This window comes from Streptomyces sp. NPDC031111, assembly GCF_055570675.1.
Genome location: NZ_JBVIGS010000024.1, coordinates 31,759 through 55,537 on the forward strand (window position 1 = coordinate 31,759; position 23,779 = coordinate 55,537).

Consider the following 23,779-nt stretch of genomic DNA (forward strand, 5'->3'; position numbering starts at 1 on the left):
GCTTGCGCGGCACCCTAGTTGGGGCCCCCGTTCCCGTCAGCCGGATGGCGCATCGCTCACTCGATGGAATGGCTTTGGGGAAAGGTGGATGACGGACGGCAAGGCTCAGGCCCCGGATCCTGAGACGGATCCGGGGCCTGCGGGGTTCAGCGGCGCCGGTGAGCGGCGCCCGTGCGGTTGCGCGGTCACGCCTCCCGTGCGGCCTTCGCCGCGATGTCCGTGCGGTGCTGTGAGCCGTCGAGGCGGATGCGGGAGACCGCGCGGTAGGCGCGGTCGCGGGCCTCGGTGAGGTCCTTGCCGGTCGCCGTGACGGACAGCACACGCCCGCCCGCACTGACCACCGCGTCGCCCTCGCGCCTCGTCCCCGCGTGCAGCACGTACGCGTGCGGGGCGTCCTCGGCGGCGACCTCGTCCAGGCCGGTGATCGGGTCGCCGGTGCGGGGGGTGCCGGGGTAGTTGTGCGAGGCGACGACCACGGTGACCGCGGCCTCGTCGCTCCAGCGCGTCGGCTCCAGGTGGGCGAGGTTGCCGGTGGCGGCGGCCAGCAGCAGACCGGCCAGCGGGGTCCTCAGCCGGGCCAGGACGACCTGGGTCTCGGGGTCGCCGAAGCGGGCGTTGAACTCGATCACGCGGACTCCGCGCGAGGTGATCGCCAGACCGGCGTAGAGCAGGCCGGAGAACGGGGTGCCACGGCGCCGCATCTCGTCCACGGTCGGCTGGAGGACGGTCTCCATGACCTCGTCGACCAGCTTCGGGTCGGCCCACGGCAGCGGGGAGTACGCCCCCATGCCGCCGGTGTTCGGGCCCTCGTCGCCGTCCAGCGCCCGCTTGAAGTCCTGGGCGGGCTGGAGCGGGACCACCGTCTCGCCGTCGGTGATCGCGAAGAGGGAGACCTCGGGGCCGTCCAGGAACTCCTCGATCACCACGCGCTCACAGGCGGCGGCGTGCGCGCGGGCCGCCTCGACGTCGTCGGTGACGACGACACCCTTGCCGGCCGCGAGTCCGTCGTCCTTCACGACGTACGGGGCGCCGAACGCCCCGAGGGCCGCGTCGACCTCCTCGGGCGTCGTGCACACGTAGCTGCGGGCGGTGGGCACGCCGGCCCCCGCCATGACGTCCTTCGCGAAGGCCTTGGAGCCCTCGAGCCGTGCGGCCTCCTTGGAGGGGCCGAAGACCGGGATGCCCGCGTCGCGCACGGCGTCGGACACACCGGCGACGAGGGGCGCCTCCGGGCCGACCACCACGAGGTCCGCGCCGAGCCGCGTGGCCAGCGCGGACACGGCCGCGCCGTCGAGGGCGTCGACCTGGTGCAGCTCGGCGACCTCGGCGATGCCGGCGTTGCCGGGGGCGCAGTGCAGCGCCGTGACATCGGGGTCGAGGGACAGGGAGTGGCACAGGGCGTGTTCGCGGGCGCCGCTGCCGATGACGAGGACCTTCACGGGGGTCAGCCTAACGGGAGACGCCCGGTTCGCTTTGTGCGGGCTTCCGAAGGGGTGGGGGGAGGGTGTTCGTAGGTTCCTCCAGACGCCACCGCGACGGGGTGTACGCCGCTGGTCGTTCGTCAGTCGTTCGTGAACTCCTCGACGACCGTCGCGCCCAGCTCCCGTACGAGCAGTTCCTGCCCGGAGAGGGCGGATTCGTCCAGGTCGGGATCGTCGTCCTCGGGGGTGTCGTCCTCGGGGGAGACGGGAGCGGACGGCTCCGGGGCGGACGGGCGGGGTGCCGGGGCCGGGGTGGAGCCGGCGGCGGGCGCGGGTGCGGCCGGGGTGCCGGCCGGGCGGGCGGGGGCGGCGGCCGGGGCCGTGGCCTGGGGGGCAGCGGGGCGCTGACCGCCTGCGGTGCCGGAGCCGCCGTACCCGCCGCCACCGCCGCCGCCCCGACTTGCGGGCGCGCCGGCCGGGGCGGGCGCCGGGGTGCCTCCGCCCGAGGGGTCGACGACCGCCTCGATCTTCCACTGCACGTTGAACTGCTCGGCCAGCGCCTGCCGCAGTACGTCCTCACTGCCGCTGCTGAGGAAGTTGTCCCGCGCGCCCGCGTTCACGAAGCCGAGCTGGAGGGTCGTGCCGTCGAAGCCCGTCACCTGGGCGTTCTGGCTGAGCAGGATCCAGGTGAAGCGGCGACGGTTCTTGACCGTTTCCAGGATGTTCGGCCAGAGCATGCGGGGGTCGAGCCCGCCGCCGCCCGAGGGGGCGGGGGCGGGTGTCGCGGGCGCGGGGGCCGCCTCGGGCTCGGGGGCGGCCGAGGGCGGCCGGCCGCCGCCTCCGCCCGCCGGGGCGGCGGTGGGCCAGCCGCCTGGCCTGCGGCCGCCGCCTCCGCCGGTCGGGGCGGCGGTGGGCCAGGCACCCGGGGCGCTCGGGGCGGGCGGCGCGTCGGACGGTGCCGGGGCGGCCGCCGGGGGCTGCTGGGCCGGGGGTTGCTGCACCGGTGGCTGTTGCGCCGGCGGCTGTTGCGCCGGGGCGGCGGGAGGGGTGGGCGCGGGCGCCGGGCCCTGAGCCCGAACCGCTGCGCGGGCGGCGGCGGGACCGCCCCCCGGCTCGACGGCGCCCTGTCCCTGCGCTCCCCCATGGGCCTCCGGCCCGGGGACGTACCCCATGGCGGGCATACCGGTGCCGGCGCCGCCCGCGGAGAAGCTCACACCGCGCTCGATACGGTCCAGCCGGGCCATCACCGAACGCTCGTCGCCGTAGGCGGCGGGCAGCAGCACCCGCGCGCAGATCAGCTCGAGCTGGAGGCGGGGCGAGTTGGCGCCGCGCATCTCGGTGAGCCCCTCGTTGACGAGGTCGGCGGCGCGACTGAGCTCGGCGGCGCCGAAGGTGCCGGCCTGGGCCTGCATCCGCTCGACGACATCGGCGGGGGCGTCGATGAGTCCCTTCTCGGCCGCGTCCGGCACGGCGGCGAGGATCACCAGGTCGCGCAACCGCTCCAGCAGGTCCACGACGAACCGGCGGGGATCGTTGCCGCCCTCGATCACCCGGTCGACGACCTCGAAGGCGGCGGCGCCGTCACCGGTCGCGAAGGCCTCGACGACGGAGTCGAGCAGCGAGCCGTCCGTGTATCCAAGCAGGGAGGTGGCCATGGCATACGTCACACCCTCCTCCCCGGCACCGGCGAGCAGCTGGTCCATGACGGACATCGAGTCACGCACGGACCCGGCGCCGGCCCGCACGACGAGCGGCAGCACGCCGTCCTCGACGGGGATGTCCTCCTTGCCGCACACCTCGCCCAGGTAGTCCCGCAGCGTGCCGGGCGGCACCAGCCGGAACGGGTAGTGATGCGTACGCGACCGGATGGTGCCGATGACCTTCTCGGGCTCGGTGGTCGCGAAGATGAACTTCAGATGCTCCGGGGGCTCCTCGACGACCTTGAGCAGCGCGTTGAAGCCGGCCGGCGTGACCATGTGGGCCTCGTCGATGATGTAGATCTTGTAGCGGCTGCTCGCCGGCCCGAAGAACGCCTTCTCGCGCAGTTCACGGGCGTCGTCCACACCACCGTGGGAAGCCGCGTCGATCTCGATGACGTCGATCGAACCGGGTCCGTTGCGCGCGAGGTCCCGGCACGACTGGCACTCCCCGCACGGCGTGGGCGTGGGGCCCTGCTCGCAGTTCAGGCAGCGGGCCAGGATCCGCGCGCTGGTCGTCTTGCCGCAGCCGCGCGGACCGCTGAACAGGTACGCGTGATTGACCCGGTTGTTCCGCAGCGCCTGCTGCAACGGGTCGGTGACATGCTCCTGCCCGATGACCTCGGCGAAGGACTCCGGGCGGTAGCGGCGGTAGAGCGCGAGAGACGACACGCCTACGAGGTTATAGGCGTGCGCTGACAACCGGACCGGACGCCGGGAACGCAAGCGCCCCCCACGCACCCGCCAGAGCCAACCTACCCTTGCTGCCTTCCGGCCCTGGGGGAGTTCAGTCAGGTAGCGCCGCGTGAGGGGCTACGCAGAGGCTACCGCATGTCGCGGGCGGGGAACGAGTTCGCGAGCACTCCTCTCGGTCATGTAATGTTTCCGGCGGAGGATTCGCCTAGAGGCCTAGGGCGCACGCTTGGAAAGCGTGTTGGGGGCAACCCCTCACGAGTTCGAATCTCGTATCCTCCGCCAGTGCCTCACCGGGCACGTTGTCGAAGGGCCCCACCGCTTGCGGTGGGGCCCTTCGACGTCGTCCGTCCCAGTCGGTCTTTCCTCGATGTACGCCCGAAGACGGTATCGCTGGCGATAGTATCGCCAGCGATACCATCGCTGGCGGGAGGCTTGCATGCGTCGCTTCATCGGGCGGGAACGCGAGCTGAGCGTGCTCGGCAACGCGTTGGAGGCGGTTCGCGACGCGGTCGGGTCGGCGAAACCCGGCCAGTGTGTCCTCATGCGCGGACGGAGGCGGGTCGGCAAGTCCAGCCTCGTCGAGGAGTTCATCCGGCGGACCGGGACGCCGTCCCTCTTCTTCACCGCGGCAGGCGGCACGGCGGAGGACGAACTGACGGAGCTGCTCGACGCCGTGGCCAGATCCACCCTGCCGGAGCGGGAACTGTTCGCGGAGGAGACCCCGGAACAGTGGAATGCGGCACTCAGGCTGCTGGCGGAGGCCCTGCCCGACGACGCCCCCAGCGTCGTCGTCATCGACGAGGTTCCGTATCTGATGGACCGCATCGACGCCTTCGAGGGCATGCTCCAGCGGGCATGGGACCGGCTGCTCAGCCGCAAACCGGTGCTTCTCCTCCTGGTCGGGTCCGATCTGTCGATGATGGAGGCGCTGAACAGCTACGACCGGCCCTTTCACCAGCGGGGCCGGGAAATGATCGTGGGGCCTTTGAACCCGGCCGACATCGGCGAGATGCTCGCCCTGTCTCCGGCGGCCGCGTTCGACGCCGCTCTGATCACGGGAGGTCTGCCTCTGATCTGCGCCGAGTGGCGGGCCGGAGCGGATGTCTGGGAGTTCCTCCGCGACTCGCTGGACAACCCGATCTCGGCGCTGGTGGTATCCGCCGAACGGTCACTGGCCGCGGAGTTTCCACCGCAGGCGATGAGCAGGGAAGTCCTGCGGGCCATCGGATCCGGGGAGCGCACCTTCACCAACATCGCGCGCGCGGCGGGCGGCATCGCCCACACCACTCTCACCCGAGCCACCGACGTCCTGACCGAGAAACGAGTCGTGGCCGCCGAGCTGCCGCTCTCGCTCAGGCCGTCGAAGGAACGCCGCTACCGGGTGGCCGACCCCTACCTGCGCTTCTGGCTCGCGTTTCTGGATCCGCACATGGCGGAGATCGAGCGGATGCGCGGGGATCTCACTCTGAGCCGGATCAGGGAACAGTGGACGAGCTGGCGGGGCCGCGCGATCGAGCCCCTGGTCCGGGAATCCCTCGCTCGCCTCCTGCCGGACGGAGTCCTGCCCGCCGCCCCGGCGATCGGCGGGTACTGGACCCGCAGCAACGACGTGGAAATCGACTTGGTGGGCGCCGACCGGCAGCCGGTGGCCAAGCAGTTGCTCTTCCTCGGCTCGGTCAAGTGGTTGGAGAACTCCGCGTTCGACAGCCACGACCTGGCCGCCCTGCAGAAGCACCGGGCGGCGGTCACCGACGAGCCGGTACCGCTCGTGGCGGTCTCCCGCAGCGGGATCGGATGTTCCGGTCTCCAGGCGGCCTACGGCCCCGACGAACTGCTCATGGCCTGGCGCAGGGCGTGAGCGGGGCCGGGCTTCTGCCGACGCGGGTTTTCTCCGGTGAGGTGTGGGTGCAAGCTGGAGGGGAGGCCGCCTCCTTGTTCCGGGTGCGGGCTCGGAGCACGGTCCTCCACTCCGAGTGAGCGGGAGGTAGCGAGATGACCGGTCAAGCCACCACCACCGGTACACGCTGGCACCTGACCGGTGACTGGTTCGACGTGTGCAAGTGCGCGATTCCTTGCCCCTGTACGTTCGCCCAGCCCCCGACCTACGGCGACTGCGAAGGCGTGCTGGTCTGGCACATCCGTGAAGGCAGCTTCGGCGACGTGCGGCTCGACGGTCTGAACGTCCTGATGCTCGGCTCCTTCGTCGGCAACCCCTGGGCCGGCACGCACACCGAGCCGTACGCGGCGGTGTTCCTCGACGAACGGGCCGACGAGCGGCAGCGGGCCGCGCTCCAGGCCGTCTTCGGCGGCGAGGCGGGCGGGTGGCCGGCGCGGTTCGGGGAGATGTTCCACCCCGAGATGCGCGGCATGGACGTCGCCCCGGTCCATGTGGAGATCGACGAGGACCTCGCCACCTGGCGGGCCGAGATTCCCGGCCGGGTCACGGCCGCCGCCGAGGCGCTCACCGGCCCGACGACGCCGGAGGGCGCGCGCGTCCAGGTCCACAACGCCCCGGGTGCCGAGGTGGGACCGGGCCAGGTCGCCACCTGGGGGCGGGCCACGTCCGACCGCGCCGACGCGTTCGGCTTCTCCTGGGAGCGCTCGGGGAAGTCGAGCAAGTACTTCCCGTTCGACTGGAGCGGTCCCGACTAGGGCCTGCCCGCCTGTCGCGTCACATGCCGTCCGTCATCGGCATCGATCCCCGCAGGCCCGGCAGCAGCCAGTCCGCGAACGGCGTGAGCACGGCGAGCACGAGGAACAGGACGCCCACGGCGCGGGCGAGCAGCGGACCGCGGGACCACAGTTTCTCGATGAAGATCACCACCGCCAGCCCGGCCATCGCCGCCACGTTCATCACGCCGAGCGGCACCAGGACGACCATCAGTCCCGCGCAGCAGCCCACGCAGTAGGCGCCGTGGTGGACGCCCACCCGCAGGTCGCGGGCCGGCCGCCGGAACCCGGCGTAGCGCACCAGGTGGCCCATGGGGTCGCGGCAGTGCCGCAGACAGACGTTCTTGAGGGGGCCGAGCTGATACAGGCCGGCGAGCAGGAAGGCGGACGCGCCGATCCAGCGCCCGGCGGTCGGACGGTCGTCCACCAGGCCGCCCGTGAGGGCCAGGGCCGCGTAGGCGAGCAGACCGAAGGCCGTCCACACCAGCAGGTACCCGCCCACGAACTCGACGGTGCGCACCGCCCGCGTCCAGCCGGAGGACCGACGGCCGATCCCCCGCACCCAGGTGAGGGCCACCGGCGCCATGGACGGCAGCATCATGGCCGCCATCATCGTCACCCACAGCAGCAGGAACAGGGGCAGCGCCGTCCCCATCGTGCCCGGCCCGACCCCCATGTCCCGGGCCTGCCCGATCGTCAGCACCCAGGCGGGCACCGCGATGAGAACGATCAGGAGCCAGGCGGCGGCGAGATCCCGGGCCGGCAGCAGCCCTCCGCGTGCTCCGGTCGGCGCGGGAGGCCGGGCGGGGGCGACGGCGGAAGTCCGGCTGTGACGCATCGGCGCGTACCTCTGTGACTGCTTCCAGGACAGCACGCACGCCCCCGCGGCGCGACCGCGCGCCCGCGTCAGGCGCGGGCGAGTTCCGCCGCTCCGAAGGAGACGTCGAAGCGGTCGCACCAGATGCTGACGCTGGTGTAGCGGGCCGGGTCGATGTCGTCGGGCACGGCGTAGTTCTGGCTGCCCTTGTTGCCCTTGAGCTTGCCGAGGCTGACGTACTCGCCGTCGTCGAAGACGTGCCAGCCGGCGCGTCCCTCCTTCACCGGCGCGTCGGTCAGCCACACGTGCAGGTCGGGGCCGTTGCTGGTGTCGAGCCCCTCCAGGCGCACCACGTGACTGCCGTCGGCCAGCCGCACGAACGTCACCGTGCCGGACGTCGGGTGCTCGTGGCTGATCAGCTCTCCGCTCGCCAGGGTCGTCGGTCCCGCCGGCGGCGGGGTGGTCGCCGCCCCGGACGGTGCCCCGGCGGGCGGTGTCGTGGCGGCGGCGGTGACCTCGGGCAGCGCCTCCTGCACCGTTTCGTCCTGCCACAGCTTCCACGGCTGGAACCAGTACAGCCCGAACCCGCCCCCGGCCAGCACGACCACCAGTACGCCGACCATCCACGGTCTGAACAGCGCGCTCCGCACCCGTCCCATGTCGCCCACCCTCCTGGGAATCACACGTCGCCCCCATTCAACGGGTCGGCCGGCCGTCCGGGGCCGCGTGGCGGATGACGAAATCCTTACGTCCGCCGAGGCCAGGGACGGAGGACGGGCGGTGGGCGCCTTCGAAGCGGCTGGGGAAGGGGTACTTCCGTTCCAGGAAGGCGTGGAGTGCGCTCCGCGCCTCCGGCCTGGCCTCCGGTGCGGTGTCCACGTCGTTGAGGCAGAAGAAGTCGACGTCCTCGCCGGCCGCGAGGCGGGCCAGACGGCGCGGCATGTCCGGAGCGCCGAGTTGCACATAGCGGAAGCGGTAGTCGGCCGGGACGGCCCGGCCGGTCGCGATCGCCCAGTGGTGGTGGAGCGTGGACGCCGGGGCGACGTCCGAGGTGGAGCGGAAGCGGGAGTGGGCGGTCCGCCGCAGTTCCTCGATCTCCAGGCTCTCCATCTCCCGCATGACCGAGATCAGCTGGGGGTGCGGGGTGTGCAGGGACTTGTTGGTGATGTACCGGCCGTGGAAGCGGCGGATCACCTCGCGGGCGTTCTTGCCGGCGGAGTTCGGGGCCGGCTCGAGGGGGTGCGGGTCGCCGACTCCGAGCTTCAGCGGGGACAGCGGGATGCGGGCGATGCCGTTGCCGTGGAAGAAGTGCTCGGCGCCCACGGGGCGGTTGATGAAGACGTCGTCGTTGAAGTACAGGTAGTGCTCCGACAGGCCCGGTATGTGGTGCAGGCGGCTCTCGATCGCGTGCGAGTTGAACACGGGCAGCGCGTCCGCCGGGAGGATGTCCCGGTGGTCGACCACGGTCAGGCCCTCCGCGTCCGGGTCCAGCCACGCGGGGAGCTGGGAATCGGTCACCAGGTGGACGTGCCGGACGAACCCGGCGTACATCTCCAGCGAGCGCAGCGCGTACCTCAGCTCGTCATGGCTGGTGTAGCGGGAGGCGCCGGTCTCGCGCGGGGCGATGACGCCGCCGGAGAGCGCCTGGTGGGCGCGGCGCTTCGCGGCCAGCGCCGGGTCGTCCCCGTCGACCCAGGTGTACACGGCGTCGACGGGGAAGCACACCTCGTCGATGCCCGGCTCGGCGAACGGGGCGAAGGTCGGCACACCGCGCCGGCGGCGCGCCACCGAGGCCGGCTGCCGTGCCGCCGGCGGGAGCACCTCCGACACCGGGTTGCGGCGCGGGGCGACGAGGGCCGGACCGAAGACGTCCGGCAGCCGGCCGCCGGGAACGGTGAGCCAGGAGGGGTCCGTGGGGAGGTCCCGGCCCGGGCGCCAGAACTCGATGTCGCAGCCCGCCTCCAGACCGTTGAGCACCTGTCCCCCGGGGCCGAGGCGGACCACGCCGGTGCGGAGCACGGCGGCCCGCCGCAGCGCCCGCGGCAGCTTCCCGTCGGCCCACAGCGCCGCGACCGTCACGGCACCGTCCGGTCCGACGGCGCCGACGTACCCGGCGGTGCCCGCCAGGCGGTGGGCGGCCCGGGTGAGGACGGCGTCGCGGTGGCGCTCCTCCACGCCGACGACCTGGCGCGGCGCGCTGTGCCCGGGGCCGACGGGGATCAGGAAGTAGGGGACGCCGAGCCCCTCCAGCAGGGTGCACACCCGCTCGAGATCGGTCTCGACGGCGTCCGCGGCGGTGTATGCGGCGACCGTACGTCCGTACAGCCGCGTCGGTCCGAAGGTGACCAGGCGCAGTCCGGGGACGGTGGCCCGCAGGCGCCGGCGGGCCGGGGCCGTGCGCAGTGCCCAGAGCCGGGCCGCCGGCCAGGGCCGCAGCCGCGCCAGCAGGTCCCGTGCGGCCCGCACACCGGCGGGCGCCGCGATGCGATGACGGATGCCCATCCCCCGGCCCCCGTCACTGCCGCTTCTCGAAGGGGCTCGCGAAGGGGAAGTAGTGCTCCAGGAACTCGCTCATCCGGGCCCCGACCCGCTCCCGCTCCTCGGACGGCACGTCGACGTCGTTGAGGCAGAAGAAGTCGAAGCGGCGGCTCCGGCGCAGGTCGGCCAGGCGCTCCTCGGCGTCGGGGCGGCTGATGTTGACGTAGCGGTAGCTGAACTTCCCGGGTACGCCGCGGCCGGTCGTCAGCGCGTACTGGTAGAGCAGCGGGGCCGTCATGGCGATGTCCTGCGGCGAGCGGAAGCGGGACGCCGTGGTGCGGGCGATGTCCTCGGGGAAGAGGTCCTCCAGCGCCCGCAGTGTCCCCCGTTGCTGCGGCAGCGGGGTGTGCAGGAAGTTGTTGGTGGTCATCCGCCCGAATTTCTCCAGCAGCAGTCGGCGGACGTTCTTGTTCGCGGAATTGGTGGCCGTCTCCTCGGCGTGCGGTTTGCCGACGCCTATCTTGAGCGGGGAGACCGGGATCTTCATCAGGCCGCTGCCGTGGAAGAAGTGCTCGGCGGTGATCCGGCGTCCGACGAAAACGTCGTCGTTGAAGTACAGATAGTGCTCCGACAGGCCGGGGATGTGGTGCAGCCGGGTCTCGATCGCGTGCGAGTTGAACACCGGGAGGACGTCCGGCGGGAAGATGTCGCGGTGGTCGACGACCGTGAGCCCCGGCGCCTCGTCGTCGAGCCAGTGCGGCCGCTGACCGTCCGTCACGAGGTAGATGTGGCGGACGAAGTCGGCGTACATCGCGAGCGACCGCAGCGAGTACCTCAGCTCGTCGTGGCTGGTGTAGCGGGAGGCGTTGGTCTCCTTGTCCAGGATTTCGGCGATACCGCCCCGCTGGTACCGGGCCCGCTTGGCCCGCATCTCCGGTTCCTCGCCGTCCACCCAGGTGTAGACGACGTCGACGGGGAAGGTCACGTCGTTCACGGTCGGCAGGGTGAGCGCGGCGAAGGTCGGCAGCTCCCGGTCGCCGACCCGCACCGTGGCGGGCTTCTGCTCGGACACCGGGAGTACGTCCGTGACGCCGTTGTTCCGCGGCGCGACGAGGGACTCGGCGAAGACGTCCTCGGACGCCTGCGGCTGCACCTTGGCCAGTCGGCGGGGTCCGTCGCCGGAGGCCAGGAGCTGCGCCCCGTCCTCCCAGAACTCCACGTCGCAGGCGAGCTCCGGTCCGGCGAGCAACTGGCCGGAGGGGCCCAGGTGGTTCTCCCCGATCCGCAGGACGGGCGCGGTGCGCAGCGCGGACGGCAGCGCGCCGTCCATGAACAGCGCGGGATGCTTCAACTGCCCGCCGGGCAGCGGCCGGCCGATGAACACCGCCTGTCCCGCGCAGCGCGCCTCCAGGGCGGTGAGGAGGCGCTCCCGGTCCACGGCGTTCACCCCGACCGTGTGGCGGGTGCGCGAGGCCGGCACCAGGAAGTGGGCGATGCCCTCCTGTTCCAGCGCGTCGACGACCAGGCCGAGGTTGGAGGCCGCCGCGTCGGCGGCGTCGAACCGGGTCACGACCCGTCCGTAGAGCCGCTGGCCGCGCACCGCCACCGGGCGGACCACCGGGTCCGTCACCGCGGCCATGCGGCGCCGCCGCATCGTCCGCAGCTGCCACACCCGTTCGGCGGCCTTCCGCTCGACTCTCGGCCCCACCCGCCGGACGAAGGAACGCATGGTCACGTTCTGAGCTCCTCTTCGTAGCCCCCTGAACATCCCTGCGATCAGCCAGACATGCACACGCAAGAGAAGGTTGTAGAGAAGTTCTCGAAGAATTAACGAAGCATATTTTTCGATCTTGATTACTTCGATTTTTCGATCTTGGAATTGCCGGCGGAATCAGCGGGCGACCAGCACCTGACGGGTCTCGCTCACCTGGTCCACTTCGGAGACCCGGATCGTCAGCTTCATCGTCCAGGTTCCTTCGAGGGGGAGGTTGAGGTCGTTGGTGGCCCAGTAGCCGCCCCGGTCGGTCACCTCGGCGTCGATGGGGCCGATGTCCTCGGCGGCGAGGGTGAAGGAGATCCGCAGCTCCGGTACGAAGGTCAGGGCACCGCCGGCGCCGAACACCACGGCCTGGAGGCCGTTCTCGCCGACCCGGCCCGGGTCCAGGGTGATCTGCACCGTGCCGCGGCCGCCGGGGGTGCCGACGTCGTAGGGGACGGTGACCGCCGTCGCGCCGGGGAGGCCGGCCACCTGGGGTTCGGGCGCCCTGGCCGCCTCCGCCTCCGCGCGGGCGGGGAGGGTGCCGGTGAGCACCGTGGTGACCAGCAGGACGAGCACCGCGACGGCGGCCTCCACCAGCACGGAGCGGCGCAGGGCGCGGCGGTGGCGGTCGTCCGGGCCGTCGTCCGTCGCCGGGTCCTCCGGTGCCGGCGGCGGAGGAGGGCCCGGCGCGCCCACCGGTTCGGGTACGCGCTCCTCGACCGCCGCCGGTGCCTTCGCCGGCCGCGCCAGGAGGGCCGTCCAGCGGCGGGACAGTGCCGCCGCCGCCAGCAGGAAGACCGTCGCGGCGAGTTTGACGGTCAGGGTCCGGCCGTACGACGACTCCGTGAGGGCGGACCAGGAGCCGAGGCCGCGCCACGACTGGTAGACGCCGGTGACGACGAGGACGATCACGCACAGGAACGCCAGGCGGGAGAAGCGGGTGACCGTGGCGACGGGCGGCGGGGTCTTCGCGCGGTGGAGGGTGAGGAGGAGGGCCGTCAGCCCGCCGAGCCAGCACGCCATCGCCAGCAGATGCAGCACGGACGACGTCATGGCCAGGGGCACCTGGATCCCGGCGGAGGCGTGTTCGGCCGCCGCCCAGGTCAGGGCCAGGGCGACGGAGAGGCCCGCGCCGGCCGCGAGGCGCGTCCGGGGGCCGGCGCGGTGCCGGAGGAGCGGGACCAGTACCGCCGCCGTCAGCAGGAGCAGGGCCAGCCGGGTCAGCAGGGCGATGCCCGGACGGCCGGTGAGCGTGCCGGAGAGGGCCGAGAGGTCGAACGCGGTCGCTGGTGCGGTGCCGTTCTCGTACGGGGCGCGCAGGACCAGGAGGCAGGACGTCGCCGCCACCAGGGTCCACCAGCCGGTGAGCAGCGGCAGCCGCAGCGGGGCCGTGTCCGGTGGCCGGCACAGCGCCGCGAACGCCGCCGTGCCGATGAGCAGCGCGGCGGCGATGTACGCGAGATGGCGGCCGGTGTCGTAGAGGCTCCCCGTGACGGGGTGCTCGGCCGGCGTCGCGGGTGCCGCCGGTGCGGTGGGCGAGGGCCTGCCGACGGAGAAGGTGAAGGCGCCGGAGACGGGGTGGCTGTCGGCGGAGACCACCCGCCACGCCACCGTGTAGGTGCCGTCGGTGAGGCCCCCGGGCAGCTCGGTGCGGGCGGTGTCGGAGGCGCCGCCCGCGTGCCGCGGCTCACCCAGAGGGACCCGGCGGTTGTCGGGGCCGTAGACGCGGAAGGAGTCCTCGAGCAGGCCGACGGACTCCGTGAAGGTCAGGGTGAGGTGCCGGGGCGCGGACTTGACGACGCTTCCGTCCTCGGGGTCGGTGCCGCGCAGGGCGGCGTGGGCGCTCGCCGGGGCCGCGCCGAGGAGGAGCAGGACCAGCACGGCGCCCAGCAGCACCAGCCCTCGGAGCCGCCGGGTTCCGTCCCGTCCGCCGCCGCCCGCCGCCCCGCTCCGCCGTCGCCCCACGTCGTACCCGCCTCCGCAATCCGGCTACGGGTTACGTACGGACGACAGGCCCCCGGTGCTCATCGGCTCACCAGGTGGGCCGGGCCGACACCCCTCCGTCGACCACCAGGTCGTGGCCCGTCACCCAGGACGCCAGCCGGGAGGCCAGGAACACACAGGCGTCGCCGATGTCCTCCGGGCGGCCGAGCCGGCCCACCGCGGACGCCTCCCGCCACCGGCGTACGCCCTCGGGCCAGGCATCGGCGAGGCCCTCCCGTTCGATCAGGCCGGGGGAGACGGTGTTGACGCGCACGCCCCACGGGCCGTACTCCTGGGCCGCCGAGCGGGCGTGCATCACCACCGCCGCCTTGGACGCGGAGTAGTGGGCGTGGGCCGGGGCCGGGCTGTGGGCCTCGACCGAGGCGATGTGGGTGACGGAGCCGCCGCCGCGGTCCCGCATCAGCTCCGCGGCCGCCTGGGTGCAGGCGAAGACGCTGGTGAGGTTGGTGTCCACGACCTCCCGCCACTCGGCCGCCGTCATCCCGGCGAGGTCCCGGACCGGCTGGATCCCGGCGTTGTTGACGAGCGCGGTCAGCCGGCCGCCGCCCCAGTCGGCCGCCTCGGCCACGACCCGGTGGCAGGCGTCCTCGTCGGTGAGGTCGGCCCGCAGGACGACGGCCGCGCCGCCCGCCTCCCGGATGCGGTCGGCGGTCTCCCGCGCGGGCGCCACCGCCGTACGGCAGTGCAGCGCGACGGCCGCGCCCTCCTCGGCGAACCGCCGGGCGATGCCCCGGCCGATGCCGCCGCCCGCGCCCGTGACCAGGGCGACCTGGCCGTGCAGCAGACCCCGCTCGCTCATGGGCGGCAGAGTTCCGCGATCCGCGCCGCCTGGTCCGGGTAGCGCGCCGTCAGGTCCGCCGGGTCGCCGTGCTCGTAGCCCTCGTAGGTGAAGCCGGGTGCCATCGTGCAGCCGAAGAACGTCCAGGTGCCGCCGGCCGCCACCCGCGCCCCCATCCAGGTGCCGGCGGGGACGGTGAGCTGGATGTGCTGACCGCCGAGGACGTCCGGGCCGAGCACGGGGGTGCGGGCAGTGCCGTCGGGGGCGAGGAGGAGCAGCTGGAGCGGGTCGCCGAGGTAGAAGTGCCAGATCTCGTCGGCGGGGAGGCGGTGCAGGGCGGAGAAGTCGCCGGGGGCGTCGGTGAGGAGGGCGACGATGGCGGTGCCCTCGGGGCGGCCGTCGGGACGTGCGGGACCGGCCCAGGTCTGCCGGAACCGGCCGCCCTCGCGGGGGATCGGCTCCAGTCCGTAGTGGGCGACGAGCTCGTCGGGCGTCACCTTCCGAAGGCTACCTCCCGGGTGAGGAAGGCGAGTCGGGCCTTCTTCTCCGGCAGGTACACGTCCGGCAGGTCGACCTCCGGCAGCACGACCTCGGGACCGGCGGTGAAACCCTGCCGGACGAAGCGGGCGACGGCCTTCTCGTTGGCCACGTCCGGGTCGACGACGATGCGCCTGCGGTCCAGGCCCAGCAGGACGTACGTGGCCATCGCGGCCACCAGCCCGTTGGTCCAGCCCGAACGTGAACCCGCGCTCCCGGCGGGGGCCATCAGCAGGTGGATGCCGATGTCGCCGGGTTCGACGGGGTAGCACTCGCCGACCCGGTCCGCCTCCGGTTCATACGTCTGGAGCAGCGCGGCCGGTTCGCCGTCCTTGAGGACGAGGTACGCGTGGTGGGTGTCGAGGGTGTCCATGTGGGCGTAGATCCCGGCGACCTGCTGGACGGTGAGGCCGTTCATGCCCCAGAAGACGGCGCGCTCCTCGCTCACCCAGCGGTGGAGGAGGGGCGCGTCGGCGGCCGGGTCCAGCGGCAGGACGCGTACGGCGCCGAAACCGTCGACCACCTGCTCGTGGACGGCCGGACGGGAGGCGTACGGGTCAGACATCGGTCTCCTTCTTCAGCTGTGCCCAGTCGGTGACGACCGGGGCCAGGTCTCCGGCGAGCCACAGGGGCTGCTGGTCGCGGTGGTGGGGTGAGCCGGGGACACCGGACGCGCCCAGCGGCACCACCCAGCGGCTGTCCTCGCGGCGGGCCAGGTCCCAGACGTACCGGGCGGCCGGGCCGCGCGCCGCGAGGTCGGTGAGGCCGGGCACGGGCGAGGTGCACAGCACGCAGTCGTGGTCGCCGGACAGACGGGGCTCGTCGTACGGCGTCGTGGGCGGCAGTGCCCGCCAGGGGGCCAGGCGGTGGGTGTCGCCCCAGGTTCCGGCGGGCGGCCGGGCGGCCACCTCCTCCAGGGCCTCGCGGACCGCCGCCGGGCGGTCGATGCCGTACAGCTCGTCGGCGGACAGGAGGTGTTCGAGGGCGTGACCGATGCGCGGGACGAGCGCGAGCCAGGGGCGGAACACCTCCGGGTACGGGGGTGGCGTGGCCGTCGCGGCAAACACGGGGTGTGCCGCGAGGCGCCGCACGAGCGCGCTCCGCACCGCCGCGAAGAGCGCCGCGTCGGCGCTGTCCGCGTCCATGCGGCGGTCCCACCGCAGCAGACGGTCGCGCAGGGCGGCGGCGGGAGCGGTGAGGGTGTCGAGGTCGGCCAGGTGGGTGAGCAGGGGGGTGGCCGAGGCCAGGTGGGTGTCCATGTGGATGGCGGACATGTCGGCGGCGGACCAGCGGGTCTGCCGGGACAGCAGTTCCGTGATGCGGTCGGCGCGGTGCGGCGGGGCGAACTCCACGCCCAGCGGGGTCGCCAGCCCCCGCTGGTTCGCCATCACGGCGACGCCCTCGGTGAGTCCGGCGCGCGGTGGCTCGTGCCAGCCCTTCCACTCGTACCCGGGCTCCCACGCCGGCACCAGGCGGGTGCCGTTCGCCTCGGAGCGGACCGGGACCCGGCCGGCCACCCGGTGCAGGGTGCCGCCCTCGGTGTCCGCGGCCATGACGACGTTGACCGGCTCGGCCCACAGGTCGACGGCCCGGTCCACGTCGGCCACCCGGCGGGCCCGCAGCAGTGGCAGCAGGGCGCCGAAGCCGAGGTCGCCGGTGACGCGGGGCGGGTGGCGCAGGGCGACGGCGACCGGGGGCTCGCCGGGCTCGGGCACGCCGTCGTCGAGTCCCTCGGGGCCGCCGATGACGACCGGGCCCCGGTCGGTCTCGATCACCTCGACCTCGACCGGCTCCTCGCCCGCCACCTCGACGGTCTCGGTGTGCCGGGCGGCCCGCCGCCACGTCCCGTCCGGGCCGAGCGCCTCCACCCCGGCGCCGGTGCGCCGCAGCCGCTCCCGGTAGAGGTCCTGGTAGTCGGCCATGGCGTTGGTGATGGCCCAGGCGACCGTGCCGGTGTGCCCGAAGTGGGCGATGCCGGGGACGCCGGGGACGGCGAGGCCGACGACGTCGAACTCGGGGCAGGACAGGCGGATCTGCTGGTAGACGCCGGGGTCCTCGATGAAGCGGTGCGGGTCCCCGGCGATGACCGCGTGCCCGGTGACCGTGCGTTCCCCGGAGACCAGCCAGCCGTTGCTGCCCGAGGTGCCGGGGCCGTCGGCGGCGAACAGGCCGACGGCGTCGGCACCGAGGCGGGTGGTGATGTGCTCGCGCCAGAGCTTGGCGGGGAAGCCGGCGAAAAGGATGTGGACGGAGAGCCAGACCGCGAGCGGGGTCCAGGGCTCCCAGCGGCCGGGGGCCTGACCCGTACGGGCGAACTCGGGGGCGTCGGCGGCGCGCAGCCCCTCGTTCACGCCGGCCACGTACGCCCGTACCCACTCCGCCGTCCCGGGGTCCGTGCGCTCCAGCTCGTCCCAGCAGCGGCGGGCCGTGTCGGCCAGGCGGGCGCGCCGGACGAACCGGTCCCAGGGGAGTGCCTCGGGGCCGAGGAAGGAGGCCGAGGTGCCCTGGGCGCGGTGCCGTTCGACCTCCAGCTGCCAGGCCCGGTCGGCGGCGGTGACCCGTCCCTGGGCGTACGCGAGTCCGTTCGCGTCGTCCGCGCGCAGGTGCGGGATGCCCCAGGGGTCCCGGAAGATCTCGCCGCCCACTGTGCCCTCATTTCCCATTAGGTTAGGCTCCCCTAAGTAAGCCGTGACGGAATCGTACGTGAAGGGTGAAGGCGCTATGGGGCAGGGGCGGGGTTGGGAGGGCGCGGTCCTCAAACTGCTGCGCGCGAAGGACTTCAGGTTCACCGTGACGGGCACCGAGGACGTGACCGCCGACTACCGGCGGGTGCGCTTCACCGACGGCGGGATGCTGGCGGCCACCGGTGACCATCCCACCATGTGGGTGCGGCTGTGGTTCGACAACGCGGGCAAGCCGCACCAGCGGGCGTACACGCTGGTCGACCCCGACCCGGTGGCCGGCACCTTCAGCCTGGAGTTCGCGCTGCACGAGGGGTGCGCCAGCGACTGGGCCAGGGCGGCGAAGCCCGGCGACACCATCGAGGCGACCGTGCAGGGCACGGGCTTCGAGGAGCCGGACCCGGGCCCCTCCCACCTCTTCGCGGTCGGCGACCCGGCCTCGCTGCCGGCCATCAACTCCCTGCTCGGCGCGCTGGGGTCCGCTCCGGCGACGCTCTGGTTCGAGGGCGCGCTGGACGGACTTCCCTGCGGGGCCGACCCGGACCGGCACGAGGTGCGCGAGGTGGCCCGGCAGTCGGCCGGGGCCGCGCTGGTCGAACAGGTGCGGTCCGAACTGCCCGACCTCCTGCGGTCCACCCCCGACCCGTATGTGTGGATCGCCTGCGACACCGCGACCACCCGGGCGCTGTCGGCCTTCGTGCGCAAGGAGCTGGGGGTGCCGAAGCAGCGGGTGCACGCGCTGGGGTACTGGCGCGCGAGCTGAGCCGCGACGCGCGATCATCGGGGCATGGACGTCACTCTTCACCTCGCCCAGGACCCCGACGCCGACGCGCTGCTGGGCCGCAGCCCGCTCGCCGCGCTGACCGGGATGCTGCTGGACCAGCAGATCCCGATGGAGTGGGCGTTCAAGGGCCCGGCGACGATCGCCGAGCGGCTCGGCGCGGACGATCTGGACGCGCACGAGATCGCCGCGTACGACCCCGACGCGTTCGCCGCGCTGCTCTCCGACAAGCCTGCCGTGCACCGCTATCCCGGCTCGATGGCGGGCCGCATCCAGCAGCTGTGCCGGTACCTCGTCGAGCGGTACGACGGTGACGCGGAGGCCGTGTGGCGGGGCGTCGCCGACGGCCGGGAGCTCCTGAAGCGGCTGGAGGAGCTGCCCGGCTTCGGCAAGCAGAAGGCCCAGATCTTCCTGGCCCTGCTGGGCAAGCAGCTCGGCGTGCGGCCCACGGGCTGGCGGGAGGCCGCGGGCGCGTACGGCGAGGAGAAGTCCTTCCGCTCCGTCGCCGACATCACCGGCCCGGAGTCACTGGCCAAGGTGCGGGCGCACAAGCAGGAAATGAAGGCGGCGGCAAAAGCGGCCAAGGCCGCGAAGAGTTCCGGGAAGCGGTAGTCGGCGACGGCCCGGCCCCCGACCGGATCCACCCGCGGCGCCAGCCGCCCGCACCCGGCGACGAACACCGTGAGTCCGGACAGCGGGCCCGCGCCCCCTCACTCACCGCGTTGGCCGGGTGCCGCCGCGCCCACCCGTACCGCCCCAGCGACACGACCACCCGCGACTGGAGCACCCCCAGGGGCGCGAGGAACTGCGCGACCAGCCACGACCCACCCGCACCCGACCACGCCCCCACCCCCAGCGACACGACCGCCCCGCGACTGGAGCACCCCCAGGGGCGCGGGGAACCGCGCGACCAGCCACGACGCACCCGCACCCGACCACGCCCCCACCCCCAGCGACACGACCGCCCGCGACTGGAGCACCCCCAGGGGCGCGGGGAACTGCGCGACCGGCCACGACGCACCCGCACCCGACCACCACCCCACCCGACGACACGACCGCCCGCGACTGGAGCGCCCTTAGGGGCGCGGGGAACTGCGCGACCGGCCACGACGCACCCGCGGCCGGCCACGGCCTCACCCGGCGGCGAGCCAAGCCCGGGGAGGGGGGCGGAAGCCCCGGTCGGCGCGGGTTCGCGATGGCTCGTATCACACCCGCGCTCCCCTTTCATCCCGTATTCGGGTGCCTTTTCCGGCGTCGCACTGCGTCGCCATGGCTGCGCCCGGAACGCGTTGACCGGTAGGCTTTCCGTGTGATCTTCAAGCGCATCGGAAACGGCCGGCCGTACCCCGACCACGGCCGGGAAAGCACCCGGCAGTGGGCGGACGTCGCGCCGCGCCCGGTCCGCCTCGATCAGCTCGTGACGACCAAGCAGCAGCTCGACCTCGAGACCCTCCTCGCCGAGGACTCGACCTTCTACGGCGACCTCTTCGCGCACGTCGTGAAGTGGCAGGGCGATCTGTATCTGGAGGACGGGCTGCACCGCGCGGTACGGGCCGCGCTCCAGCAGCGCCAGGTGCTGCACGCCCGCGTCCTCGAACTGGACTGACACCCTCCCCGAGGCCCGGTGTGGCCCTTTCGGGTTGGACTGCACCCAGTCGAATGATCATCTAGTAGGCATTGCCGCCGGAGCGCACTACGCTGCGCTCATGAGCATGCTCACTCCACCCGGCATGGGCGGCCAGTACCGGATCACGGGTGACAAGTACCCGCGGATGCGCCGGCCCCGGCGGCGCGGCAGGCTCGTCGGCCTGACCGTCGCGTCCGTCGCCGTGCTCGGCGTGGGCGGCTGGGGCACGCTCCAGCTCATCGACGTGTTCACCGGCGGCGGCGACTCCGCGTCGGCGGCCGGCACCAAGGCGGCCTGCGCGGCCAAGGCGAGCCGCACGGCCGCCCCGAAGGCACTCCCCGAGCCCGGGACGATCACCGTCAACGTCCTCAACGCCACGACCCGCGGCGGACTCGCGCAGAAGACCGCCGACGAGCTGAAGAAGCGCGGCTTCAGGATCGGCGAGGTCACCAACGCGACCAAGGAGTACGACAAGAAGGTCAAGGGCACCGGCGTACTCCTCGGGCCCTCCACGGCGCTCGACACCTCGCTGCCGGTGCTCGGCACCCAGCTCGCCGACGCCGAACGCCGCACCGACCCGGCCCGCAAGGGCGACGAGGTCGACCTGATCATCGGCGACGGCTTCCGGGCCCTGACGCCGAAGGCGGCCGCCGACCGGGCCCTGACCACTCTGGCCGAGCCCAAGCCGACGACCGCCTCGGACAAGAACTGCTGAGAAACGCGGGGCCCCGGGGGGACACCCCTGGGCCTACTCGGCCGCCCCGTACATGCGGTCGCCCGCGTCGCCGAGGCCCGGCACGATGTAGCCGTGCTCGTTGAGCCGCTCGTCGACCGACGCCGTCACGACCGTCACCGGCGTGCCGGCCAGCTCGCGCTCCATGACCTCGACGCCCTCGGGGGCGGCCAGCAGCACCACGGCGGTCACGTCGTCCGCGCCGCGCTTGATCAGCTCCTGGATCGCCGCGACCAGCGTGCCGCCGGTGGCGAGCATCGGGTCCAGGACGTAAACCTGACGCCCGGAGAGGTCCTCCGGCATCCGGGTGGCGTACGTGGAGGCCTGAAGCGTCTCCTCGTTGCGGATCATGCCGAGGAAGCCCACCTCGGCGGTCGGCAGCAGCCGGACCATGCCGTCCAGCATGCCGAGGCCGGCCCGCAGGATCGGCACCACCAGCGGGCGCGGGTGGGAGAGCTTCACCCCCGTGGTGCGCTCCACCGGCGTCTGGATGTCGACCTGCTCCGTGCGCACGTCGCGCGTGGCCTCGTAGGCGAGCAGGGTGACCAGCTCGTCGGCGAGACGGCGGAAGGTCGCGGAGTCGGTGCGCTGGTCGCGCAGCGTGGTGAGCTTGTGAGCGACCAGGGGGTGGTCGACGACATGGAGACGCATGTCGTCAACATTAACCGGGCCCGGTCCCCCCGGCGTCCCCGCGCACGGCAAGCCCCTCGCGCGCCCGTCACTCGTTCGCTGGCGTCAAACCGCTCGTCCGGGGGAAAGTGGGAGGGACGGACTGGGGTGGTGAACCGATGCCTGAGCAGGAAGAGCGAGACGATCCGTCGCCGCGCGGAGTGACCGATCCGGCGGAGGCGGAGGCCGACCGGCGCCGGCGCCGCGCCCGGTTCCTGCGCGAACTCGCCGAGGCCCGGGCGCTGCGCGACCGGGTCCAGCCGCGCCGCGCCAAGGCGGCCCGGCTGCGCCACGCCATGCGCATGCGCACCTTCCGCTGGTAGGCGGCACCGGGGAAAAACCCGCCCGGCCGCGGGAAGATCGCGCCACGCGGACACGTTTGCCGAAGTGGCCGTGCGAGGAGGGCGGGTTGCTCCGCGTACGATCCGCACGTGGCGACAAGGAGTGCGCTGGTGAGTCCATTGCGGGCGCACTCGGCGGACTGCGATCAAAACTGCCGGACACAGGGAGCCGAAGACGTCCCCTGACGGCCTTGTTTCTGCCACGATTCCGAGTGGGTGGGGCTCGGAGCACCGTCTCCCCGCCCGCAACACCTCCGCCGGGGGGACCCCCAACCGGCACGCCTATGACCAGTGGGAGAGTCACGGTGTACTTCGCCGCACTGCTCGCGCGCACCGAAGACGGGTGGGAAGCGAGCGACACGGAGCTCGACGATGTGGAAACCCTGTCGGATCTGGCCGACCTGGCCCGGGAGGCCTCTCCCGACGAGGACACGGTGCTCGTGCTGATCGAGCAGGAGGAGGGCTGGTTCGGAGTCGTCCGCGTGGACGGCGAGGAGGATCCTCGGGTCTACGTGTCCGACGCGGCCGCCGCCGCCCGCAGCAGCTACGGCGAGATCCTGCTCACCGACGAGCTGCTCGGCCGTGAGCCCGGGGACGACGGCACCGACCTGGACGCCCTCGACCTCGACGGCACGGAGGACGGTGAACCGGACGACGAGGACGCCGACGACGGCCCCCCGGCCGCCGGTTCCGCCGACGCCGTGCCGCGCGGACCGGTCGGTGACGCGCAGATCCTGGAGGACCTGGGCGTCAGCGAGAAGGAGTTGCGTTCGCTGACCGAGGACGCCGTCACCGAGATCGCCGAGGTACTGGGCGCCTCGGAGGTCCTGGAGACCGTCCGCTGACCGTGTCGGCCCCCACCCCACCCGGAGTGCCGCCGGACCCGGTACGCGACCCCTGGCGGGCGGCGATGCGCCACGCCCTGGACCAGGCCGAACTGGCCGTCCGGGGCGGGGACGTTCCCGTCGGCGCGGTCGTGCTCGCCCCGGACGGCACCGTGCTGGCCGCCGCCCACAACGAGCGGGAGGCCGTCGGCGACCCGACGGCACACGCGGAGGTGCTCGCCCTCCGGCGGGCCGCCGCGGAGCTCGGGGAGTGGCGGCTGGCCGGCTGCACCCTGGTGGTGACGCTGGAGCCGTGCACGATGTGCGCGGGCGCCGTCCAGCAGTCTCGGGTGGACCGGGTCGTCTACGGCGCCCGGGACGAGAAGGCGGGCGCGGTCGGCTCCCTCTGGGATCTGGTCCGCGACCGGCGGCTCAACTACCGGCCCGAAGTGATCGAGGGAGTGCTCGCCGAGGAGTGCGCGCGGCTGCTCACGGAGTTCTTCCGGAATCGCTGAATACCGATTTCAAACCACGCCCCACCGTGCTGTAAGGTCTCCCTCGGTAGCGTGTCCGAGCGGCCGAAGGAGCTCGCCTCGAAAGCGAGTGTGGCGCAAGTCACCGAGGGTTCAAATCCCTCCGCTACCGCTTGGGAAGGGCCTCGTCGTCAGACGGGGCCCTTCGTGCGATCATGGGCCCGCTCGATGCTCGTGTGACACCAGTGACAGGGGAGGGCCGCGATGGCGGTGAACGCGAAGAAGGTCGCCGTCTACGTCCTCGTGGTCTTCGTGCTGTATCTGATCATCACGGACCCGGAGACCGCGGCCGACTACGTCCAGATAGGGTTCGAGGGCATATCGGAGGCCGCCAAGGCCATCGGCGACTTCATGACCTGGATCGCCAACGGAGGAAAGTGATGATCCGCCACCTGGTGCTCTTCCGGCTGAACGAGGGCGTCGAGCGCGACGACCCGCGGGTCGTCGCGGGCGAGGAGGCCTTCCGCGCGCTGGACGGCAGGATCCCGGAGATCCGCTTCTGGGAGTGCGCCTGGAACATCAGCGACCGCCCCATCGCCTACGACTTCGCCATCAACTCCGCGTTCGAGGACGCCGAGGCGCTGCGCCGGTACGTGGAGCACCCGGAGCACCAGGCGGGCGTCGGACTGTGGCGCGAGTTCGCCACGTGGGTGATCGCCGACTACGAGTTCTGACGCTCCGTCCCTCGTAACCCCCCGCCGTGACAGCGGGGGGTTTTTCGTGCCGTATGCCC

The 23,779-nt window shown here is 73.0% G+C and carries 23 protein-coding genes, 2 tRNA genes and 1 other RNA gene; 13 read left to right on the forward strand and 13 right to left on the reverse strand.

Annotation, left to right across the window (positions count from 1 at the left end):
- Positions 1 to 185: 185 nt before the first annotated feature.
- The 3 genes from purD to ffs form a co-directional block, all read right to left on the reverse strand.
- A complete protein-coding gene (gene purD / locus ACZ470_RS34870) occupies positions 186 to 1,439 on the reverse strand; it encodes a phosphoribosylamine--glycine ligase (RefSeq protein ID WP_468433849.1) in 1,254 nt (417 codons plus the stop codon).
- 122 nt (positions 1,440 to 1,561) lie between these two features.
- Positions 1,562 to 3,790 (reverse strand): DNA polymerase III subunit gamma and tau, encoded by a 2,229-nt coding sequence (locus ACZ470_RS34875; protein ID WP_468433851.1) that lies wholly within the window; start codon positions 3,788 to 3,790, stop codon positions 1,562 to 1,564.
- A gap of 47 nt (positions 3,791 to 3,837) precedes the next feature.
- Positions 3,838 to 3,936: signal recognition particle sRNA small type (gene ffs / locus ACZ470_RS34880), an RNA gene on the reverse strand.
- Positions 3,937 to 4,008: 72 nt separating this feature from the next.
- Between ffs and ACZ470_RS34885 the strand changes: the two genes are divergently transcribed.
- From ACZ470_RS34885 to ACZ470_RS34895, 3 genes are all read left to right on the forward strand, one after another.
- Positions 4,009 to 4,096: transfer RNA gene (locus ACZ470_RS34885), tRNA-Ser, on the forward strand.
- 154 nt (positions 4,097 to 4,250) lie between these two features.
- Entirely contained in the window at positions 4,251 to 5,672 is a 1,422-nt protein-coding gene (locus tag ACZ470_RS34890) for an ATP-binding protein (RefSeq protein ID WP_468433852.1), read from the forward strand.
- A 134-nt stretch (positions 5,673 to 5,806) separates the two neighbouring features.
- Positions 5,807 to 6,466, forward strand: a complete 660-nt coding sequence (locus tag ACZ470_RS34895; protein WP_468433854.1) for a DUF1326 domain-containing protein — start codon at positions 5,807 to 5,809, stop codon at positions 6,464 to 6,466.
- Between the two features lie 19 nt (positions 6,467 to 6,485).
- Here ACZ470_RS34895 and ACZ470_RS34900 read toward each other — a convergent pair whose 3' ends face one another.
- From ACZ470_RS34900 to ACZ470_RS34940, 9 genes are all read right to left on the reverse strand, one after another.
- Positions 6,486 to 7,322 (reverse strand): DUF2182 domain-containing protein, encoded by an 837-nt coding sequence (locus ACZ470_RS34900; RefSeq protein WP_468433855.1) that lies wholly within the window; start codon positions 7,320 to 7,322, stop codon positions 6,486 to 6,488.
- 68 nt (positions 7,323 to 7,390) lie between these two features.
- Positions 7,391 to 7,960 carry a DM13 domain-containing protein gene (locus ACZ470_RS34905; protein WP_468433856.1) on the reverse strand — a complete coding sequence of 190 codons (570 nt, stop codon included), beginning with the start codon at positions 7,958 to 7,960 and terminating at the stop codon, positions 7,391 to 7,393.
- A gap of 37 nt (positions 7,961 to 7,997) precedes the next feature.
- On the reverse strand, positions 7,998 to 9,803 hold the full coding sequence (locus tag ACZ470_RS34910; protein ID WP_468433857.1) for a stealth family protein: 1,806 nt from the start codon (positions 9,801 to 9,803) through the stop codon (positions 7,998 to 8,000).
- Between the two features lie 13 nt (positions 9,804 to 9,816).
- Positions 9,817 to 11,508 (reverse strand): stealth family protein, encoded by a 1,692-nt coding sequence (locus ACZ470_RS34915; protein ID WP_468433937.1) that lies wholly within the window; start codon positions 11,506 to 11,508, stop codon positions 9,817 to 9,819.
- 162 nt (positions 11,509 to 11,670) lie between these two features.
- Positions 11,671 to 13,434: a copper resistance CopC/CopD family protein gene (locus tag ACZ470_RS34920; protein WP_468433938.1), complete on the reverse strand. Its 1,764-nt coding sequence runs from the start codon at positions 13,432 to 13,434 to the stop codon at positions 11,671 to 11,673.
- Positions 13,435 to 13,570: 136 nt separating this feature from the next.
- Complete coding sequence (locus ACZ470_RS34925; protein WP_468433859.1) at positions 13,571 to 14,341, reverse strand: SDR family NAD(P)-dependent oxidoreductase; 771 nt, start codon at positions 14,339 to 14,341, stop codon at positions 13,571 to 13,573.
- Complete coding sequence (locus tag ACZ470_RS34930) at positions 14,338 to 14,817, reverse strand: cupin domain-containing protein (RefSeq protein WP_468433861.1); 480 nt, start codon at positions 14,815 to 14,817, stop codon at positions 14,338 to 14,340. The genes ACZ470_RS34925 and ACZ470_RS34930 overlap by 4 nt, the downstream gene beginning before the upstream one ends.
- Entirely contained in the window at positions 14,814 to 15,422 is a 609-nt protein-coding gene (locus ACZ470_RS34935; protein ID WP_468433863.1) for a GNAT family N-acetyltransferase, read from the reverse strand. Before ACZ470_RS34935 ends, ACZ470_RS34930 begins: the two co-directional genes overlap by 4 nt.
- Entirely contained in the window at positions 15,415 to 17,502 is a 2,088-nt protein-coding gene (locus ACZ470_RS34940; RefSeq protein WP_468433865.1) for a penicillin acylase family protein, read from the reverse strand. Before ACZ470_RS34940 ends, ACZ470_RS34935 begins: the two co-directional genes overlap by 8 nt.
- 76 nt (positions 17,503 to 17,578) lie before the next feature.
- On the opposite strand from ACZ470_RS34940, the gene ACZ470_RS34945 reads away from it, so the two are divergent.
- From ACZ470_RS34945 to ACZ470_RS34960, 4 genes are all read left to right on the forward strand, one after another.
- Positions 17,579 to 18,301 (forward strand): siderophore-interacting protein, encoded by a 723-nt coding sequence (locus tag ACZ470_RS34945; protein ID WP_468433867.1) that lies wholly within the window; start codon positions 17,579 to 17,581, stop codon positions 18,299 to 18,301.
- 24 nt (positions 18,302 to 18,325) lie between these two features.
- Positions 18,326 to 18,931 carry an HhH-GPD-type base excision DNA repair protein gene (locus ACZ470_RS34950; protein ID WP_468433869.1) on the forward strand — a complete coding sequence of 202 codons (606 nt, stop codon included), beginning with the start codon at positions 18,326 to 18,328 and terminating at the stop codon, positions 18,929 to 18,931.
- A 697-nt stretch (positions 18,932 to 19,628) separates the two neighbouring features.
- Positions 19,629 to 19,925, forward strand: coding sequence for a type II toxin-antitoxin system VapB family antitoxin (locus ACZ470_RS34955; RefSeq protein ID WP_004943146.1), 297 nt, complete (start codon positions 19,629 to 19,631; stop codon positions 19,923 to 19,925).
- 124 nt (positions 19,926 to 20,049) lie between these two features.
- On the forward strand, positions 20,050 to 20,661 hold the full coding sequence (locus tag ACZ470_RS34960; RefSeq protein WP_468433940.1) for a LytR C-terminal domain-containing protein: 612 nt from the start codon (positions 20,050 to 20,052) through the stop codon (positions 20,659 to 20,661).
- A gap of 33 nt (positions 20,662 to 20,694) precedes the next feature.
- Here the strand turns inward: ACZ470_RS34960 and upp are convergent, their stop codons facing one another.
- Positions 20,695 to 21,330, reverse strand: coding sequence for a uracil phosphoribosyltransferase (upp, locus tag ACZ470_RS34965; protein WP_468433871.1), 636 nt, complete (start codon positions 21,328 to 21,330; stop codon positions 20,695 to 20,697).
- 137 nt (positions 21,331 to 21,467) lie between these two features.
- Here upp and ACZ470_RS34970 point away from each other — a divergent pair, with 137 nt between their 5' ends.
- The 6 genes from ACZ470_RS34970 (at position 21,468) to ACZ470_RS34995 (ending at position 23,720) form a co-directional block, all read left to right on the forward strand.
- Positions 21,468 to 21,671 (forward strand): hypothetical protein, encoded by a 204-nt coding sequence (locus ACZ470_RS34970; RefSeq protein ID WP_468433873.1) that lies wholly within the window; start codon positions 21,468 to 21,470, stop codon positions 21,669 to 21,671.
- Between the two features lie 323 nt (positions 21,672 to 21,994).
- Positions 21,995 to 22,534 carry a tRNA adenosine deaminase-associated protein gene (locus ACZ470_RS34975; protein ID WP_468433941.1) on the forward strand — a complete coding sequence of 180 codons (540 nt, stop codon included), beginning with the start codon at positions 21,995 to 21,997 and terminating at the stop codon, positions 22,532 to 22,534.
- Between the two features lie 65 nt (positions 22,535 to 22,599).
- Positions 22,600 to 23,028, forward strand: a complete 429-nt coding sequence (gene tadA, locus ACZ470_RS34980; protein WP_468433943.1) for a tRNA adenosine(34) deaminase TadA — start codon at positions 22,600 to 22,602, stop codon at positions 23,026 to 23,028.
- A gap of 45 nt (positions 23,029 to 23,073) precedes the next feature.
- Positions 23,074 to 23,158: transfer RNA gene (locus tag ACZ470_RS34985), tRNA-Ser, on the forward strand.
- A gap of 92 nt (positions 23,159 to 23,250) precedes the next feature.
- On the forward strand, positions 23,251 to 23,427 hold the full coding sequence (locus tag ACZ470_RS34990) for a hypothetical protein (RefSeq protein WP_468433875.1): 177 nt from the start codon (positions 23,251 to 23,253) through the stop codon (positions 23,425 to 23,427).
- Positions 23,427 to 23,720, forward strand: coding sequence for a Dabb family protein (locus tag ACZ470_RS34995; RefSeq protein WP_468433877.1), 294 nt, complete (start codon positions 23,427 to 23,429; stop codon positions 23,718 to 23,720). Before ACZ470_RS34990 ends, ACZ470_RS34995 begins: the two co-directional genes overlap by 1 nt.
- The last annotated feature ends 59 nt before the right edge of the window (positions 23,721 to 23,779 follow it).